Raw genomic sequence first — 17,453 nt, 5'->3', positions numbered from 1 at the left:
GAATATGCCAGTAGAAATTCTTATGCCTGCCCTTTCCCCGACGATGGAGGAAGGCACGCTCTCCAAGTGGCTGAAGAACGAGGGCGACAAGGTTGCGTCCGGTGACGTCATCGCCGAGATCGAAACCGACAAGGCGACGATGGAAGTCGAAGCCGTCGACGAAGGCACGATCGGCAAGCTCTTGATCGCCGCCGGCACCGAAGGCGTAAAGGTCAATACGCCGATCGCCGTGCTGCTTCAGGACGGCGAGGGCGCCGGCGATATTGCCAGCGGCAAGACGGAGGCGCCGAAGCCGGCAGCGGCAGAAGCTCCGGCGCCGGCCGCGGCGCCCGTAGCGGCCCAGCCGAAGGCGGAAGTCCCGTCCGATCCCGCCATTCCGGCCGGCACCGAGATGGTGACGATCACCGTCCGCGAAGCGCTGCGCGATGCAATGGCGGAGGAAATGCGCGCCAATGACGACGTCTTCGTCATGGGCGAGGAGGTTGCCGAATACCAGGGCGCCTACAAGATCACGCAAGGGTTGCTGCAGGAATTCGGCCCCCGCCGGGTCGTCGATACGCCGATCACCGAACATGGTTTTGCCGGCATCGGCGTCGGTGCGGCGATGACCGGCCTGCGTCCGATCGTCGAGTTTATGACCTTCAACTTCGCCATGCAGGCGATCGACCACATCATCAACTCGGCCGCCAAGACGCTCTACATGTCCGGCGGCCAGATGGGCGCGCCGATCGTCTTCCGCGGCCCGAGCGGTGCGGCAGCCCGCGTGGCCGCGCAGCACTCGCAGTGCTATGCCGCCTGGTACAGCCATATTCCGGGCCTGAAGGTCGTCATGCCCTATACGGCGGCGGATGCGAAGGGCCTGCTCAAGGCCGCGATCCGCGACCCGAACCCGGTGATCTTACTCGAAAACGAAATCCTCTACGGCCAGTCCTTCGAAGTACCGAAGCTCGAAGATTTCGTTCTGCCGATCGGCAAGGCTCGCATTCACCGCGTCGGCAAGGACGCGACGATCGTCTCCTTCGGCATCGGCATGACCTATGCGGTCAAGGCCGCCGCCGAGCTCGAGGCGCAGGGCATCGATGTCGAAGTCATCGACCTTCGGACCATCCGCCCGATGGACCTGCCGACGGTCATCGAATCGGTCAAGAAGACCGGTCGCCTCGTCACCGTCGAGGAAGGCTACCCGCAGTCCTCCGTCGGCACCGAGATCGCCACCCGCGTCATGCAGCAGGCGTTCGACTATCTCGATGCGCCAATCCTGACGATCGCCGGCAAGGACGTGCCGATGCCTTACGCGGCCAACCTGGAGAAGCTTGCTCTGCCAAACGTCGCCGAGGTCGTCGATGCGGTGAAAGCCGTCTGCTACAAATAAGAGAGGGACGTTCGATGCCAATCAACATCACAATGCCTGCCCTCTCTCCGACGATGGAAGAAGGCAATCTCGCCAAGTGGCTCGTCAAGGAAGGCGACAAGGTCAAGTCCGGCGACGTCATTGCCGAGATCGAGACCGACAAGGCGACCATGGAAGTCGAAGCCGTCGATGAAGGCACCGTCGCCAAGATCGTCGTTCCGGCCGGCACCGAAGGCGTCAAGGTCAATGCGTTGATCGCAGTTCTGGCCGCGGACGGCGAGGATGTCGCAACGGCGGCCAAGGGCGGTAATGGCGCGGCCGCGCCGGCCTCCGCCGCCAAGGCGGAAGCACCGGCTCCGGCGGCACCTGCCGCTGCACCGGCACCGGCCGCAGCGCCTGCGGCTCCGGCCGCATCGACTGCGCCGGCACCGGCGGCCGGTGATGCAAAGCGCGTCTTCTCGTCGCCGCTCGCCCGCCGCCTCGCCAAGGAAGCGGGCATCGATCTCTCGGCCATTGCCGGTTCCGGTCCCTATGGCCGCGTCGTCAAGAAGGATGTCGAAACCGCGGTTTCCGGCGGCACCGCCAAGCCGGCCGCGGCGCCGGCAGCCGGGCAAGCGCCGGCCGCGGCACCGCTTGCCAAGGGCATGTCGGAAGACGCCGTTCTCAAGCTCTTCGAGCCGGGCTCCTACGAGCTCGTCCCGCATGACGGCATGCGCAAGACGATTGCCAAGCGCCTGCAGGAATCGAAGCAGACGATCCCGCACTTCTACGTTTCCCTCGATTGCCAGCTCGATGCTCTCTTGGCACTGCGTGCCCAGCTTAACGCGGCAGCACCGGAGAAGGATGGCAAGCCAGTCTACAAGCTCTCGGTCAACGATATGGTGATCAAGGCGCTGGCGCTGGCGCTGCGCGACGTTCCGGATGCGAACGTTTCCTGGACCGATACGAACATGGTCAAGCACAAGCACGCCGATGTGGGCGTTGCCGTGTCCATTCCGGGCGGCCTGATTACGCCGATCGTCCGCCAGGCAGAGTTGAAGAGCCTTTCGGCCATCTCCAACGAGATGAAGGATCTCGGCAAGCGCGCGAAAGAGCGCAAGCTGAAGCCGGAAGAATATCAGGGCGGCACGACCGCCGTCTCCAACATGGGCATGATGGGCGTCAAGGACTTCGCAGCCGTCGTCAACCCGCCGCATGCGACGATCCTCGCGGTCGGCGCCGGCGAGGAGCGGGTTATCGTCAAGAACAAGGAGATGGTCGTCGCCAACATGATGACCGTCACGCTCTCGACCGACCATCGCTGCGTCGATGGCGCTCTTGGTGCCGAACTGCTCGGCGCCTTCAAGCGCTACATCGAAAACCCGATGGGCATGCTCGTCTGATGCGATCCGGACCGGCGCTTCCGCCGGTCCTTCCTTTCCTGACGTCTTGTGCGTGTCATTGCCTCAACCGCTGCACACTTTTGGGCGACATGCATCACATGCGAGTAGGCAGATGAAGACAGTCCTTTGCTATGGTGACAGTCTGACCTGGGGCTATGATGCGGAGGGTCCGGGTCGGCATGCGCTGGAGGATCGTTGGCCGAGCGTGCTGCAGAAGGCGCTGGGTTCCGGCGTCAACGTCATCGCCGAGGGGCTGAACGGCCGCACCACAGCCTATGACGATCATCTCGCCGATTGCGACCGTAACGGCGCGCGTGTCCTTCCGACCGTACTGCACAGCCACGCACCGCTCGATCTTGTTGTCTTCATGCTCGGTTCGAACGACATGAAGCCAATCATTCACGGCACGGCCTTCGGCGCCGTCAAGGGTGTCGAGCGCCTGGTCAACCTGGTTCGCAAGCACGACTGGCCGACGGAGACGGAGGAGGGGCCGGATATCCTGATCGTCTCGCCGCCACCGCTTTGCGAAACCGCCGACAGCGACTTCGCGGCGATGTTTGCCGGCGGCGTCGAGCAGTCGGCGATGCTGGCCTCGCTCTATCGCGATCTTGCCGACGAACTCGATTGCGGCTTCTTCGACGCCGGCTCGGTCGCTCGGACGACGCCGCTCGATGGGGTTCATCTTGACGCCGAGAATACCCGTGCAATCGGTCGGGGCGTGGAGCCGGTCGTACGGATGTTGCTCGGGCTTTGACGATGGCGGCTGGCGCAACCCTCAGACCCGCGATGCGAAGCGAGGCGGCGGAACTGGCGATCCTCGTCGATATCGCCTCGCACGGCTTTGCCTCCTGGCTGTGGTACGGCGGCGTTTTGGCCAAATCGGCGGAAACAGCTTTTGAGCACGGCCGCAACCGGCTGCGCCAGGACGAGGGTTTAGGGACGTGGCGCCACGCGGTGGTCGCCCTCGTCGAAGAAGAGATCGTCGGCGTCTCGATCTCTTACGCAATCGACGCATCGATCCGTGAGATCGAGCCGAAGCATCCGGTGCTCGCGCCCTTGCTTGCGCTGCAGAAGCAGGTGGTCGGTCACTGGTTCGTCGATAGCCTCGGCGTCTACAGGCCGCATCGCGGCAAAGGGATTGGCCGGGCGCTGCTCGAAAACGAATTTGTCCGCGCCGGCAAGGCGCCGGTAAGCCTGATCACCGAGAGCCACAACGACCAGGCGCAGTCGCTCTACAGCATGAACGGCTTCGAAGAGGTGGCGCGCGCCGAAGCCGTACCGCTTTTCGAAGACAGCAGGAAACATGATTGGGTGCTCTTCACCCGCAAGGTCGCTTGAAACAAAGGTAGGAAACACATGGCTGAGAATTACGACGTCATCGTTATCGGTTCGGGCCCGGGCGGCTATGTCACCGCCATCCGCTCGGCGCAGCTGGGCTTGAAGACGGCGATCGTCGAACGCGAGCACCTGGGCGGCATCTGCCTCAACTGGGGCTGCATCCCCACCAAGGCGCTGCTGCGCTCCGCCGAGATCCTCGACCATGCCAACCACGCCAAGAACTACGGCCTGACGCTCGAAGGCAAGATCACCGCCAACGTCAAGGATGTCGTGGCCCGATCGCGCGGCGTATCGGCGCGGCTGAACGGCGGCGTCGCCTTCCTCATGAAGAAGAACAAGATCGATGTGATCTGGGGCGAGGCGAAGCTGACGAAGCCCGGCGAGATCGCCGTCGGCGCGCCGTCCAAGCCGGCCGTCCAGCCGCAGAACCCGGTGCCGAAGGGGGTAAAGGGCGAGGGCACCTACACGGCCAAGCACATCATCATCGCCACCGGCGCCCGGCCGCGGGCGTTGCCCGGAATCGAGCCGGACGGCAAGCTGATCTGGACCTATTTCGAGGCGATGAAGCCCGAGGAGCTGCCGAAGACCATGGTGGTCATGGGCTCCGGCGCGATCGGCATCGAATTTGCGAGCTTCTATCTTTCCATGGGCGTCGACGTCACGGTCGTCGAGCTTCTGCCGCAGGTCATGCCGGTCGAGGATGCCGAGATTTCCGCCTTTGCCCGCAAGCAGCTCGAAAAGCGCGGCATGAAGATCTTCACCGACGCCAAGGTGACGAAGGTCGAAAAGGGCGCCAACGATGTCACGGCCCATGTCGAGACGAAGGACGGCAAGGTCACGCCGATCAAGGCGGACCGTCTGATCTCGGCCGTCGGCGTTCAGGGCAACATCGAGAACCTCGGCCTCGAGGCGCTGCGCATCGAGACCAGCCGCGGCTGCATCGTCACCGACGGTTATGGCAAGACGAATGTCCCCGGCATTTATGCGATCGGCGATGTTGCCGGTCCGCCGATGCTGGCGCATAAGGCCGAGCATGAGGGCGTCATCTGCGTCGAGAAGATCGCCGGCGTCCCGGGCGTCCATGCGCTCGACAAGGGCAAGGTCCCGGGCTGCACCTATTGCGACCCGCAGGTCGCTTCCGTCGGCCTCACCGAGGCGAGGGCGAAGGAGCTTGGCCGCGACATTCGCGTCGGCCGCTACAGCTTCGGCGCCAACGGCAAGGCGATAGCGCTTGGCGAAGACCAGGGCCTGATCAAGACGATCTTCGACAAGAAGACCGGCGAGCTCCTCGGCGCGCACATGGTGGGCGCGGAAGTCACCGAGCTCATCCAGGGCTTCGTCGTTGCCATGAATCTGGAGACGACCGAGGAAGAGCTGATGCACACGATCTTCCCGCATCCGACGCTCTCCGAAATGATGAAGGAAAGCGTGCTCGACGCCTACGGAAAAGTCCTGAACGCCTGATGACGTGCGACCGTTCGGAACTTGCGGTATGCTCACGCATTGATTGCGTAGCATCTTCAGTGCGCGGAGGTCGTCATGAGCGTCAATGGCGTGGGCATTTTGGCAGCGATCATCATCGGTGGGCTGGCCGGCTGGCTGGCGGAGAAATTCATGAACAGCCAGATGGGCCTGTTCATGAACATCATCCTCGGCATCATCGGCGCGGTCGTCTTGAACTTCATCCTGGCGGCATTCGGCATGGCCTATACCGGCTGGATCGCCTATCTGGTCGTCGGCTTCATCGGCGCCTGCCTGCTGATCGCCGCGGGCCGCGCCGTTCGAGGATAGAAGTCCATTCGCCATTCAATCGCGGTCGGGCTGCCATGCAAATGGTGGCCTGACTTTTCATGTCCGGCTGTTTATATAGATCGAAATCGCCAACGGCTTCTGGCCGCATGCTCGATAGGACGAAGGAAGAAACATGGTAACGGTTTTCGACGCGGTCTCGGATCGGGCTCAGCGCATTCGCCATCCGGAAAAGGCGCACCGGCCCGACACGGAAGTGCTGCGCAAGCCGGACTGGATCCGCGTGAAGGCGCCGACCTCGAAGGGTTACCAGGAGACCCGCTCGATCGTGAAGAGCAACAAGCTCGTCACCGTCTGCGAGGAGGCCGGCTGCCCCAACATCGGCGAATGTTGGGACAAGAAGCACGCCACCTTCATGATCATGGGCGAGATCTGCACGCGTGCCTGCGCCTTCTGCAACGTGTCGACCGGCAAGCCGAACGCCCTCGATCTCGAAGAGCCGGCCAACGTCGCCAAGGCCGTCAAGCAGATGGGCCTCAGTCACGTCGTCATCACCTCGGTCGATCGTGACGACCTCGACGACGGCGGCGCCGAGCATTTCGAGAAGGTGATTTTTGCGATCCGCGAGGCCTCGCCCACGACGACGATCGAAATCCTGACGCCCGACTTCCTGAGGAAGCCCGGCGCGCTGGAGCGGGTCGTTGCCGCCAAGCCGGACGTCTTCAACCATAATCTCGAGACCGTTCCGTCCAACTATCTGACGGTGCGTCCGGGGGCGCGTTATTTCCATTCGATCCGCCTGCTGCAGCGGGTGAAGGAACTCGATCCGACGATGTTCACCAAGTCCGGCATCATGGTCGGCCTCGGCGAAGATCGGAACGAGGTGCTGCAGCTGATGGACGACCTGCGCACCGCCGACGTCGACTTCCTGACGATCGGGCAATACCTGCAGCCGACCCGCAAGCATCACAAGGTCGAGAAATTCGTCACCCCCGAGGAATTCAAGTCCTACGAGACGGTTGCCTACACCAAGGGCTTCCTGATGGTTGCGTCGAGCCCGCTGACCCGCTCGTCGCACCATGCCGGCGACGACTTCGCACGGCTGAAGGCGGCGCGGGAGAAGAAGCTGGCCGTGGCAGAGTAGTCCTCGCCGGCCGCCGATACAGGATCAATAGCCGCGGCGTTCCGACGTCGCGGCTTTCCTTGTGTGGAGACGGCATGGCACAGGATCTGACGGATATTGCCGAGGCAGCCGCCCATCTCGCGCAGGCGAGGCGGATTCTCGTGATCGGCTGCTCCGGTGGCGGCAAAACCACTCTCGCGCGGTGGCTTTCCACCCGCTTCGATCTACCCTTCATCTCCATGGACCGCGAATTCTTCTGGCTGCCCGGCTGGGACTCGCGCCCACGCGCGGAACAGCGGGCAATGATCGCCGCCAAGGTCGATCAGCCGCGATGGATTATGGACGGAACAAACCCTTCGAGCTTCGATCTAAGGATGCCGCGCACGGAGGTCGTTCTTTGGGTGCGTATGCCGCGCCTGCTTTGTCTGTGGGGGGCGGTGCGCCGCTGGTTGAAATGGCGAGGCCAGGCGCGGCCGGAAATGGCCGACGGCTGCCCCGAGCGATTGAGTTTGGAATTCGTTCGCTACATCTGGACCTTCGAACGCAAATTCGCCCCCATCGTCGAAGCCGGGCTCCATGAGCACGCAGTGCCCGTTCTCCAGATAAGAAGCCGGGCACAAATGCGCCAACTCCTTGATCTTCTCTCGGCTCGGCCTTAACTCCAAACTATGCCGCATTTCGAAACCAACCATGTCGTAAAGCACTCGGCGGAACAGATGTTCAACCTCGTCGCCGATGTCGAGCGCTATCCGGAATTCCTGCCGCTCTGCGAGGCGCTGAGCGTGCGATCGCGTAAGGAGCGCGACGGCAAGGCGTTGCTGCTGGCCGACATGACGGTTGGCTACAAGGCCATCCGCGAGACCTTTACGACGCAGGTTCTGCTGAAGCCGGCCGAGCGGCTGATCGACGTCAACTACATCGAGGGGCCGTTCAAGTATCTCGACAATGTCTGGCGCTTCGAACCGGTGAACGAGAGAGAGTCGATCGTCCACTTCTATATCGACTACGAGTTCAAGAGCCGCATCCTCGGCGCCCTGATGGGCTCGATGTTCGATCGCGCCTTCCGCATGTTCTCGGAAGCCTTCGAGAAACGCGCCGACGCGGTCTACGGCACCTGAGCGATCTCCCTGAGAAGATCGAGCGCCGTCTTCACCGTTGCGAGCCGCACCGCATTGCGGCCGATCGCACCGTAGCGCATCTCTCGGTGGAGGATATTGCCCGACCGCGTTGCAGCCGCGAGGTGAACGAGCCCGACAGGCTTCTCCGCCGAGCCGCCGCTTGGGCCTGCAATGCCCGTCACCGCCACCGCGAGATCGGCGCGGGAGTGGGCGATGGCGCCGCGGACCATTTCCGCAGCCGTTTCGTGAGAGACCGCCCCGTTGGCCGCGAGCGTCGCAGCGTCGACGCCGAGCATGTCGATTTTTGCCTCGTTGGAATAGGTGACGAAGCCGCGGTCGACCACGGCGGACGAGCCGGCAATTTCGGTCAGCGCCGCGGCGATTAATCCGCCTGTGCAGGATTCGGCGGTGGCGATCTTCAGCCCGCGCGCGGTGAAATCGGCAATAATGGCGCGCGCCGCCTGTTCGATGTCGGCCGGCCACATCAGGCTTTGTTCTCCGGCACGTAGACGACCGTTACGGTGGCGATTGCGGCGATACCCTCCCGGCGTCCGACGAAGCCGAGCTTCTCGTTGGTCGTCGCCTTCACCGAGCAGCGGTCGAGCGCGATGCCGAGCATGGCGGCAAGGTTTTCGCGCATCTGCTGGCGGTGGGGGCCGACCTTCGGGGCTTCCGCGATCAGCGAAACGTCCGCGTTTGTGATCACTCCGCCGTGCTCGCGCACGATCCGGGCGGCGTGCTCCAGGAAGATACGCGAGGGGGCACCCTTCCACTGCGGATCCGAAGGCGGGAAGTGGTCGCCGATGTCGCCGGCGCCGCAGGTGGCGAGCAGCGCGTCGGTCAAGGCGTGCAAGGCGACATCCGCGTCGGAATGACCGGAGAGCTTGCGGTCATGCGGAATGAACACGCCGCAAAGCGTGACGCCGTCGCCCTCGACGAGCTGGTGCACGTCGTAGCCGTTGCCGGTGCGGACGTCGGGAATTGCAGGCCGGTTCAGCCGTTCATCGGCCATCGATATATCCCTTTGAAGCGTGAGCTTGACATTGTCCGGCGCGCCTTCGACGAGGACCACCGGGATGCCCGCCCATTCGGCAATAGATGCGTCGTCGGTAAAGTCGCTGCGGCCGCTGGCGCTCGCGGCGCGGTGGGCGGCGAGGATCGCCTCGAGACGGAAGCATTGCGGCGTCTGCGCTGCGTAGAGGCCGCTCCGCGGCACCGTCTCCTCGACGCGGCCGCCGGTCGCCCGCTTCAGTGTATCGGCGACGGCAACTGCCGGAAGAACTGCCTCGGCGCCGCCTTCGAGCGCCGCCCGGCAACGGTCGAGCAGGGCATGGTCGATGAATGGGCGCACGGCGTCCTGGATCATTGCGTGCTTGACTCCGGCCTTGGCGAGCGCCTCGAGGCCGGCGAGAACCGAGAGCTGACGCGTCGCGCCGCCGTGAACCACCGACACGGCCAGCGAGTCGCCCATGCGCCCGAGCGCCGCGGCGAGAAGCGCCTCATCGTCGGGGTGGATAACGACGACCATCGGCCCGGTGCTCGGCCATGTCGCGAAAACGTCAAGTGTATGGGCGATAACGGGGCGATTGCCGATCCTGCGATACTGCTTCGGTCCGTCCGCCGATTGACCGGCGCGCTCGCCGCGGCCGGCCGCGACGACAACAACACCACAGGAGAACTGTTCTTCCGGCTGCATCTTCTGTATGGGGTCCCGCAATTCGCCAATCTACGCCGTCATGTACCGCGAAGGTCCTGTGATTGCCAGCCATCTGTCCCCTACAGTCCGACTGTGCGGCGGTTTTCAGGTGATCGGCATGCCTGAAAATGCGGATTTGAAGTGCGCCGACGCGCTTCGAGGAATTTTGTCGGGCGTGTGGAAATCGCTTGGCAAGTCGAACAACAGTGTCTAAAAATAGTGCAAGATATTCATGTGCCCGAAAGATATGCATTTGCCACTGGCGACCCTGTCATCGTCACTCCGGATCGGGAAAATTGAAATCCGCAATCGGGTGGCGCTCGCTCCGATGTCAGGTGTGACGGATTTGCCCTTTCGCATGCTCGCCTGGCGCTTCGGCGCCGGTTTCGTCGTGACGGAAATGGTGGCAAGCCGCGAGCTGGTTTGCAACGCGGCCGAATCCTGGGCGCGACTGAAGAATTCCGGGATTGATCCCCACATTGTCCAGCTTGCCGGGCGCGAGGCCCACTGGATGGCGGAGGCCGCCAAGATTGTCGAGGCCAACGGTGCCGACATCGTCGACATCAATATGGGCTGCCCGGCCAAGAAGGTCACCGGCGGCTATTCCGGTTCGGCACTGATGCGCGACCCCGACTATGCCCTGTCGCTGATCGAGGCGACGGTGAAGGCCGTCCGCGTCCCGGTAACGCTGAAGATGCGGCTCGGCTGGGACGAGAATTCGATCAACGCGCCGCTGATTGCCCGCGGGGCCGAGGCGGCGGGCGTCCAGGCGATCACCATTCATGGCCGCACCCGCATGCAATTCTATACCGGCAGGGCGGATTGGGACGCAATCCGGGCGGTTCGCGAGGTGATTTCCGTGCCGCTGATCGCCAATGGCGATGTCGATACGATCGCCGATGCCACGGAAATCCTGCGCCGCTCCGGTGCCGACGCCGTCATGGTCGGCCGCTCCTGCCAGGGCCGGCCGTGGCATGCGGGCGTGCTGGCCGGTGCCGCAGATGAACCGCATGCCACGCGAATAGCGGAAACGTTTGTCGAGCACTACGCGATGATGCTCGACTTCTACGGGGCGGAGATCGGTCTTCGTCATGCTCGCAAGCATGTCGGCTGGTATCTCGAGCGTTTCGCGCCGGAGCTTCCGGCAGCGCAAAAGGCCGAAATCCTGACGGCGAAGGATGTGAAACTTGTGAGCGATCGGGTCGCGGCCGCGATTGCTTGCTCCGGCTTGGAGCCGGCGAGGGGAGAGATTGCGGCATGACCGAAAAGGCAATGGTCCCGGAACCGGCAGAGGTCGCGAACGACCTCTCGATGGCGGTGCTGAACGCCATACAGAACCCGGTCATTCTCGTCGACGAAAACGGCCATGTCGCCTTCGCCAATTGGGAGGCGGAGTCCTTCTTCGGGGCGAGCGCCAACCATCTCGCCCGCCACGATATCAGCGCCTTCATTCCCTTCGGCAGCCCGCTTCTGACGCTGATCGACCAGGTGCGCGAAAGGCGCGCTCCGGTTAACGAGTACCGGGTGGACCTGAGCTCGCCGCGGCTTGGCGCCGACAAGCTCGTCGATCTTTACGTGGCGCCGGTGCTGTCGCAGCCGGGATCCGTGGTCATCGTCTTCCAGGAGCGCTCGATGGCCGACAAGATCGATCGGCAGCTGACCCATCGGGCAGCCGCGCGCTCCGTCACGGGGCTTGCCTCGATGCTCGCCCATGAGATCAAGAACCCGCTGTCCGGCATCAGGGGCGCGGCGCAGCTCCTTGAAACCTCTGTGAACGACGAAGACCGGGCGCTGACGCGGCTGATCTGCGACGAGACCGACCGCATCGTCTCGCTTGTCGACCGCATGGAGGTGTTTTCTGACGAGCGCCCGGTCGATCGCGTGCCGCTCAACATCCACTCGGTGCTCGACCACGTGAAGGCGATCGCCAAGGCGGGCTTTGCCCGCGCCATCAAGATCTCCGAAAACTACGACCCATCGCTCCCGCCCGTCTATGCCAACCGCGACCAGCTCGTCCAGGTGTTCCTCAACCTGGTCAAGAACGCCGCGGAGGCGATCGGCGACCGGCCGGAAGGCGAAATCATGCTCACGACGGCCTATCGGCCCGGCATCCGGCTCTCGGTGGCGGGAACGCGGGAAAAGATCTCGCTGCCGCTGGAGTTCTGTGTCCACGACAACGGACCGGGCGTGCCCTCGGACCTGCTGCCGCATCTCTTCGATCCGTTCATCACGACGAAGACGAACGGCTCCGGTCTCGGGCTGGCGCTGGTGGCCAAGATCATCGGCGGCCATGGCGGCATCGTCGAATGCGACAGCCAGCACAGCCGCACGACCTTTCGCGTCCTGATGCCGGCCTCCAAGGGACGGGCGGCGGATGACGTAACTCCGATTACAAAAGGAAGCATTGCATGACCGGCGCCACGATCCTCGTCGCGGATGACGACGCAGCCATTCGCACCGTGCTCAACCAGGCGCTCAGCCGTGCCGGATACGACGTGCGCATCACCTCCAACGCCGCGACGCTCTGGCGCTGGATCGCCGCCGGCGACGGCGACCTGGTGGTTACCGACGTGGTGATGCCGGACGAGAATGCCTTCGATCTCCTGCCGCGGATCAAGAAGGCGCGACCCGACCTGCCGGTTCTGGTGATGAGTGCGCAGAACACGTTCATGACCGCCATCAAGGCGTCGGAGAAGGGCGCCTATGATTATCTGCCGAAACCCTTCGACCTGACCGAGCTGATCGGCATCATCGGCCGGGCGCTGGCCGAGCCGAAACGCCGCCCCTCCAAGCTGGACGACGATTCGCAGGACGGCATGCCGCTCGTCGGCCGCTCCGCCGCCATGCAGGAAATCTACCGCGTCCTTGCCCGGCTGATGCAGACCGATCTGACGCTGATGATTACTGGCGAATCGGGAACCGGAAAGGAGCTGGTCGCGCGCGCCCTGCACGATTACGGCAAGCGCAGGAACGGGCCCTTCGTCGCCATCAATATGGCCGCGATCCCCCGCGACCTCATCGAATCGGAACTGTTCGGTCATGAAAAAGGGGCGTTCACCGGCGCCCAGACGCGCTCCACCGGCCGCTTCGAACAGGCCGAGGGCGGTACGCTTTTCCTCGACGAAATCGGCGACATGCCGATGGATGCGCAGACGCGGCTGCTGCGCGTGCTGCAGCAGGGCGAATACACGACCGTCGGCGGGCGCACGCCGATCCGCTCCGACGTGCGCATCGTCGCGGCGACGAACAAGGACCTGAAGCAGTCGATCAACCAGGGTCTTTTCCGCGAGGACCTCTACTATCGCCTGAACGTCGTGCCGCTGCGTCTGCCGCCGCTTCGCGATCGTGCCGAGGATATTCCCGATCTCGTTCGGCATTTCGTCCAGCAGGCCGAAAAGGAGGGGCTCGACGTCAAGCGCTTCGACCAGGAAGCGCTGGAACTGATGAAGGCGCATCCCTGGCCCGGCAACGTTCGCGAGCTCGAGAACCTCGTGCGGCGCCTCACCGCACTTTATCCACAGGATGTGATCACCCGCGAGATCATCGAAAACGAGCTGCGATCGGAGGTGCCGGACAGCCCGATCGACAAGGCCGCCGCGCGTCCCGGCTCGATGTCGATCTCGCAGGCGGTCGAGGAGAACATGCGGCAGTATTTCGCAAGCTTCGGCGAGGCGTTGCCGCCGACGGGCCTTTACGACCGGGTGCTTGCGGAAATGGAGTATCCCTTGATCCTCGCGGCCCTGACGGCGACACGCGGCAACCAGATCAAGGCAGCCGATCTCCTCGGGCTCAACCGAAACACGCTGCGCAAGAAGATCCGCGAACTGGGCGTCTCCGTCTATCGGAGCTCACGCACCGCTTGACTGCTTTGCAACACCGTTGCATTTTCGCCACATTGCGTTGCTTGAAGGCTCACGGGGCGGCCGATTCGATCTGACTCGGGCAATGGCGGCTCGCGTGACGCGGCATGTGCCGTCGTCCGTCCGGGCTAGGGCATTCAATATCCTGGTCCGGATTGCAGGCGGGTGCCGGTGTCTTCGGGGCGCCGGTTTTGGGGGAAGTTTTTTATGGTGGATGGCATGGCCTTGCCATTGGGCACGGAGGAGGGTGTTGCGGCTGCCCAGGATCGGCGGGCCTCCTTCGCGTTCCCGGGCCTGATGCTGGCCACCGGGGCTCTGGTCTGCGCCACCCTGTCCCTGCTCGTCCTTCTCGGCCTCACCCCCGTCAGGCCGGAACGGAACATCGTCATTGCCTGCGCCGGCGTCAACGGCGTCTTCGTCGTCGGCCTGATCTATCTGATCGCCCGCGAGATCATCAGGCTGCTTCGCGCCCGCAGCAAGGGCAGGGCGGCGGCGCGGCTGCATGTGCGCATCGTTGCTCTGTTTTCGATCGTCGCGATCACGCCGGCCATCCTCGTCGCGATTTTCGCCAGCATCACCCTCGATGTCGGCCTCGACCGCTGGTTCTCGCTGCGCACCCAGGCGATCGTGCGCTCCTCGCTGAACGTCGCCCAGGCCTATGTCCTGGAGAATGCCAGCTACCTTCAAGGCCAGACGGTCTCGATGGCCAACGACCTCGAGCGCAACCGGCAGCTTTACGCCCTCGACCGCACCGGCTTCACCGAACTGATGACGCGTCAGGCGAGGGGGCGCGGCATGCTCGGCGCCTTCCTCGTTCGCGCCGACGGCAGCGCCATCCTCCAGGCCAATATCTCGACCGAACGGCCCTTGCCTGCCATCCCGCAGGACGCGTTGAAGAGCACCGTCGCGGGCCAGCCGACGCTTATCCCCCCCGGCGTCACCAATCTCGTCGGAGCGGTCGTTCCGCTGGAGAATTTCCCCGGCATCTACCTCTATACGCTTCGCAACGTCGATCCCGAAGTCATGCGCTCCATGCGGCTGATGGAGGAGAACACCGCCGAGTACAAGGCGCTTGAGGCGGGACGCACCTCGTTGCAGATTGCCTTCGGCGTCCTTTACATCGGCTTCGCGCTGATCGTGCTTCTGGCGGCGATCTGGACGGCAATAGCCGTTGCCGACCGCATCGTCCGGCCGATTCGGCAACTGATCGGCGCGGCCGACAGCGTCGCCTCCGGCAATCTCGACGTGGTCGTGCCGGTGCGTGCCGTCGACGGCGACGTCGGCAATCTGTCGCGCACCTTCAACAAGATGGTCAGCGAGATCCGGACGCAGCAGGACCAGATCCTGGTCGCCAAGGACGAGGTCGATCAGCGCCGCCGCTTCATCGAGGCCGTGCTTTCCGGCGTCACCGCGGCCGTGATCGGCGTCGGCCGGGACCGGCGCATCACGATCGCCAATCCCTCGTCGGAGGAATTCCTGCGGAAATCGGCTCCAGGACTGCTCGGCGCCAGCCTTCGCGAGGTGGCGCCGGAGATCGAGGAGGTGCTGGTCGAGGCGGAAAGCCGCTATCGCAACGACTACCGTAAACAGATCAACATCATGCGCGGCGGAACCGAGCGCACGCTGAACGTTCAGGTGACCCGGGAAGAGGGCGAGGGCTCGCAAGGCTCCTACGTCATCACGATCGACGACATCACCGATCTGGTCATTGCCCAGCGCTCGACCGCCTGGGCGGACGTGGCACGGCGTATCGCCCATGAGATCAAGAATCCGCTGACGCCCATCCAGCTTTCCGCCGAACGCCTCAAACGGCGCTACGGCAGGCAGATCGACCAGCAGGACAAGGCCGTATTCGACCAGTGCACCGATACGATCGTGCGCCAGGTGGAAGACATCGGCCGGATGGTCGACGAGTTCTCAGCCTTCGCGCGCATGCCGAAACCGACGAAGGAAAAGTCGGACCTGCGCTCGATCCTCAAGGACGCCGTCTTCCTGCGCGAAATGGGCAACAACCACATCACCTTCATCCGCGACTTCGGCGACGAGGCGCTCGAGGGCCAGTTCGACGGGCGCATGCTCGGCCAGGCCTTTGGCAATGTCGTCAAGAATGCGGTTGAGGCGATCGAGGCGGTCCCGGCCGAGGCGGCGCGCGGTGCGCCGACGATCTTGGTTCGCTCCCGTCGCGACGACGCGACCGGGCGCTTCGTCGTCGACGTTGTCGACAACGGCAAGGGGCTCCCCACCGAAAACCGGCACCGGATTTTGGAGCCATACATGACGATGCGAGAGAAAGGCACGGGGCTGGGTCTCGCTATCGTCAAGAAAATCATCGAGGACCACGGCGGACAATTGGAATTGCACGATGCACCGGCGGATTTCGACGGCGGTGTCGGGGCGATGATCCGCGTGATCCTGCCGCCCGCCGGCGAAACCGGGGGCGATGAGACTGTGAAGGATAAGGGTAATACCAATGGCGGCTGATATTCTGGTTGTGGATGATGAGGAAGATATCCGCGAGATCGTCTCGGGCATCCTGTCGGACGAAGGCCACGAGACGCGGACAGCCTTCGACAGCGACAGCGCGCTTGCGGCGATCAACGACCGCGTGCCGCGGCTCATCTTCCTGGACATCTGGATGCAAGGCAGCCGGCTGGACGGGCTGGCGCTGCTGGACGAGATCAAGAGCCGTCATCCGGACCTGCCGGTGGTCATGATTTCCGGCCACGGCAACATCGAGACGGCTGTTTCCGCGATCAAGCGCGGCGCTTACGACTTCATCGAGAAGCCGTTCAAGGCCGATCGGCTGATCCTGATTGCCGAGCGGGCGCTCGAGAATTCCAAGCTCAAGCGCGAAGTGTCGGAACTCAAGAAGCGGTCGGGCGATCCGGTGGAGCTCATCGGCACTTCGGTCGCGGTGTCGCAGCTGCGCCAGACGATCGAGAAGGTCGCCCCGACCAACAGCCGCATCATGATCCAAGGACCCTCCGGTTCCGGCAAGGAACTGGTGGCGCGCATGATCCATCGCAAGTCGACGCGTTCCACCGGTCCTTTCGTCGCCTTGAATGCGGCCGCGATCACGCCGGACCGCATGGAAATCGCGCTTTTCGGCACCGAGGGCACCGCGGGTCAGCCGCGTCGCACCGGCGCGCTCGAGGAGGCCCATGGCGGCATCCTCTATCTCGACGAGGTCGGCGAAATGCCGCGCGAGACGCAGAACAAGATCCTGCGCGTGCTCGTCGATCAGCAGTTCGAGCGCGTCGGCGGCTCGAAACGCGTCAAGGTGGACGTGCGTATCATTTCCTCGACCGCATACAATCTTGAGAACATGATCGCCGAGGGCCTCTTCCGGGAGGACCTTTATCACCGGCTTGCCGTTATTCCCGTCCGCGTTCCGGCGCTCGCCGAGCGGCGCGAGGATATTCCTTTCCTTGTCGACATGTTCATGCGCCAGGTGAGCGAACATGCCGGCATCCGGCCGCGCAAGATCGGCGAGGATGCGCTTGCCGTGCTCCAGGCGCATGACTGGCCGGGCAATATCCGCCAGTTGCGCAACAACATCGAACGCCTGATGATCCTCGCCCGCAGCGACGGCCCGGATACGCCGATCAGTGCCGACATGCTGCCGAACGAGGTGGGCGACACGCTGCCGAAGATTTCCGCCAAGGGCGACCAGCACATCATGACCCTGCCGCTGCGCGAGGCGCGCGAAATGTTCGAACGGGATTATCTGATCGCCCAGATCAACCGCTTCGGCGGAAACATCTCCCGCACGGCGGAATTCGTCGGCATGGAGCGCTCGGCGCTGCATCGCAAGCTGAAGTCGCTGGGCGTCTGAG

At 63.8% G+C, this 17,453-nt stretch carries 16 protein-coding genes; 14 read left to right on the top strand and 2 right to left on the bottom strand.

All coding sequences use genetic code 11. The features are described 5' to 3' along the window. Positions 1 to 4: 4 nt before the first annotated feature. From CO664_RS09580 to CO664_RS09540, 9 genes are all read left to right on the top strand, one after another. On the top strand, positions 5 to 1,372 hold the full coding sequence (locus tag CO664_RS09580; RefSeq protein ID WP_097538521.1) for a pyruvate dehydrogenase complex E1 component subunit beta: 1,368 nt from the start codon (positions 5 to 7) through the stop codon (positions 1,370 to 1,372). 14 nt (positions 1,373 to 1,386) lie between these two features. Next, positions 1,387 to 2,733 (top strand): pyruvate dehydrogenase complex dihydrolipoamide acetyltransferase, encoded by a 1,347-nt coding sequence (locus CO664_RS09575; RefSeq protein ID WP_097526854.1) that lies wholly within the window; start codon positions 1,387 to 1,389, stop codon positions 2,731 to 2,733. 112 nt (positions 2,734 to 2,845) lie between these two features. After that, the gene (locus tag CO664_RS09570; RefSeq protein ID WP_037423135.1) at positions 2,846 to 3,487 is read left to right on the top strand and encodes an SGNH/GDSL hydrolase family protein; all 642 of its coding nucleotides are present in this window, start codon (positions 2,846 to 2,848) and stop codon (positions 3,485 to 3,487) included. A 2-nt stretch (positions 3,488 to 3,489) separates the two neighbouring features. Further along, positions 3,490 to 4,071, top strand: a complete 582-nt coding sequence (locus CO664_RS09565) for a GNAT family N-acetyltransferase (protein WP_097538520.1) — start codon at positions 3,490 to 3,492, stop codon at positions 4,069 to 4,071. Between the two features lie 18 nt (positions 4,072 to 4,089). Then, on the top strand, positions 4,090 to 5,535 hold the full coding sequence (gene lpdA, locus CO664_RS09560; protein WP_097538519.1) for a dihydrolipoyl dehydrogenase: 1,446 nt from the start codon (positions 4,090 to 4,092) through the stop codon (positions 5,533 to 5,535). Between the two features lie 75 nt (positions 5,536 to 5,610). Then, on the top strand, positions 5,611 to 5,862 hold the full coding sequence (locus CO664_RS09555) for a GlsB/YeaQ/YmgE family stress response membrane protein (RefSeq protein ID WP_037383196.1): 252 nt from the start codon (positions 5,611 to 5,613) through the stop codon (positions 5,860 to 5,862). Between the two features lie 133 nt (positions 5,863 to 5,995). After that, positions 5,996 to 6,964, top strand: a complete 969-nt coding sequence (lipA, locus tag CO664_RS09550) for a lipoyl synthase (RefSeq protein WP_097538518.1) — start codon at positions 5,996 to 5,998, stop codon at positions 6,962 to 6,964. Positions 6,965 to 7,038: 74 nt separating this feature from the next. Continuing rightward, complete coding sequence (locus CO664_RS09545) at positions 7,039 to 7,602, top strand: AAA family ATPase (RefSeq protein WP_097538517.1); 564 nt, start codon at positions 7,039 to 7,041, stop codon at positions 7,600 to 7,602. A 9-nt stretch (positions 7,603 to 7,611) separates the two neighbouring features. Beyond that, a complete protein-coding gene (locus CO664_RS09540; RefSeq protein WP_037423117.1) occupies positions 7,612 to 8,061 on the top strand; it encodes a type II toxin-antitoxin system RatA family toxin in 450 nt (149 codons plus the stop codon). Here the strand turns inward: CO664_RS09540 and CO664_RS09535 are convergent. Beyond that, positions 8,049 to 8,546, bottom strand: a complete 498-nt coding sequence (locus CO664_RS09535) for a CinA family protein (protein ID WP_097538516.1) — start codon at positions 8,544 to 8,546, stop codon at positions 8,049 to 8,051. The genes CO664_RS09540 and CO664_RS09535 overlap by 13 nt on opposite strands. Then, positions 8,546 to 9,757 carry a bifunctional 2-C-methyl-D-erythritol 4-phosphate cytidylyltransferase/2-C-methyl-D-erythritol 2,4-cyclodiphosphate synthase gene (locus CO664_RS09530; protein WP_097538515.1) on the bottom strand — a complete coding sequence of 404 codons (1,212 nt, stop codon included), beginning with the start codon at positions 9,755 to 9,757 and terminating at the stop codon, positions 8,546 to 8,548. The genes CO664_RS09535 and CO664_RS09530 overlap by 1 nt, the downstream gene beginning before the upstream one ends. 232 nt (positions 9,758 to 9,989) lie before the next feature. Here CO664_RS09530 and dusB point away from each other — a divergent pair, with 232 nt between their 5' ends. The 5 genes from dusB to ntrX all read left to right on the top strand — a co-directional run bounded on the left by dusB (position 9,990) and on the right by ntrX (position 17,452). Continuing rightward, on the top strand, positions 9,990 to 11,018 hold the full coding sequence (gene dusB / locus CO664_RS09525; RefSeq protein ID WP_097538514.1) for a tRNA dihydrouridine synthase DusB: 1,029 nt from the start codon (positions 9,990 to 9,992) through the stop codon (positions 11,016 to 11,018). Further along, the gene (locus tag CO664_RS09520) at positions 11,015 to 12,169 is read left to right on the top strand and encodes a nitrogen regulation protein NR(II) (RefSeq protein WP_097538513.1); all 1,155 of its coding nucleotides are present in this window, start codon (positions 11,015 to 11,017) and stop codon (positions 12,167 to 12,169) included. Before dusB ends, CO664_RS09520 begins: the two co-directional genes overlap by 4 nt. Next, the gene (gene ntrC, locus CO664_RS09515; RefSeq protein WP_012707855.1) at positions 12,166 to 13,620 is read left to right on the top strand and encodes a nitrogen regulation protein NR(I); all 1,455 of its coding nucleotides are present in this window, start codon (positions 12,166 to 12,168) and stop codon (positions 13,618 to 13,620) included. The genes CO664_RS09520 and ntrC overlap by 4 nt, the downstream gene beginning before the upstream one ends. Before the next feature lie 204 nt (positions 13,621 to 13,824). Beyond that, complete coding sequence (locus CO664_RS09510; RefSeq protein ID WP_037423099.1) at positions 13,825 to 16,098, top strand: PAS domain-containing sensor histidine kinase; 2,274 nt, start codon at positions 13,825 to 13,827, stop codon at positions 16,096 to 16,098. Next, entirely contained in the window at positions 16,088 to 17,452 is a 1,365-nt protein-coding gene (gene ntrX / locus CO664_RS09505) for a two-component system response regulator NtrX (RefSeq protein ID WP_037383220.1), read from the top strand. Before CO664_RS09510 ends, ntrX begins: the two co-directional genes overlap by 11 nt. Position 17,453 lies beyond the last annotated feature (1 nt).

Source organism: Sinorhizobium sp. NG07B (genome assembly GCF_002532005.1).
Classification (GTDB): Bacteria; Pseudomonadota; Alphaproteobacteria; order Rhizobiales; family Rhizobiaceae; genus Sinorhizobium; species Sinorhizobium fredii_C.
Note: the sequence above shows the minus strand (reverse complement) of the source record. Positions and strands in the feature narration are given on the sequence as shown.

Coding starts and splice junctions, on each gene's coding strand:
- CO664_RS09555 (WP_037383196.1), top strand. CDS start 5,611: ATGAGCGTCAATGGCGTGGGCATTTTGGCAGCGATCATCATCGGTGGG.
- ntrX (WP_037383220.1), top strand. CDS start 16,088: ATGGCGGCTGATATTCTGGTTGTGGATGATGAGGAAGATATCCGCGAG.
- CO664_RS09540 (WP_037423117.1), top strand. CDS start 7,612: ATGCCGCATTTCGAAACCAACCATGTCGTAAAGCACTCGGCGGAACAG.
- CO664_RS09535 (WP_097538516.1), bottom strand. CDS start 8,546: ATGTGGCCGGCCGACATCGAACAGGCGGCGCGCGCCATTATTGCCGAT.
- CO664_RS09520 (WP_097538513.1), top strand. CDS start 11,015: ATGACCGAAAAGGCAATGGTCCCGGAACCGGCAGAGGTCGCGAACGAC.
- ntrC (WP_012707855.1), top strand. CDS start 12,166: ATGACCGGCGCCACGATCCTCGTCGCGGATGACGACGCAGCCATTCGC.
- CO664_RS09510 (WP_037423099.1), top strand. CDS start 13,825: ATGGTGGATGGCATGGCCTTGCCATTGGGCACGGAGGAGGGTGTTGCG.
- dusB (WP_097538514.1), top strand. CDS start 9,990: ATGTGCCCGAAAGATATGCATTTGCCACTGGCGACCCTGTCATCGTCA.
- lpdA (WP_097538519.1), top strand. CDS start 4,090: ATGGCTGAGAATTACGACGTCATCGTTATCGGTTCGGGCCCGGGCGGC.
- CO664_RS09530 (WP_097538515.1), bottom strand. CDS start 9,757: ATGCAGCCGGAAGAACAGTTCTCCTGTGGTGTTGTTGTCGTCGCGGCC.
- CO664_RS09580 (WP_097538521.1), top strand. CDS start 5: ATGCCAGTAGAAATTCTTATGCCTGCCCTTTCCCCGACGATGGAGGAA.
- CO664_RS09565 (WP_097538520.1), top strand. CDS start 3,490: ATGGCGGCTGGCGCAACCCTCAGACCCGCGATGCGAAGCGAGGCGGCG.
- lipA (WP_097538518.1), top strand. CDS start 5,996: ATGGTAACGGTTTTCGACGCGGTCTCGGATCGGGCTCAGCGCATTCGC.
- CO664_RS09570 (WP_037423135.1), top strand. CDS start 2,846: ATGAAGACAGTCCTTTGCTATGGTGACAGTCTGACCTGGGGCTATGAT.
- CO664_RS09545 (WP_097538517.1), top strand. CDS start 7,039: ATGGCACAGGATCTGACGGATATTGCCGAGGCAGCCGCCCATCTCGCG.
- CO664_RS09575 (WP_097526854.1), top strand. CDS start 1,387: ATGCCAATCAACATCACAATGCCTGCCCTCTCTCCGACGATGGAAGAA.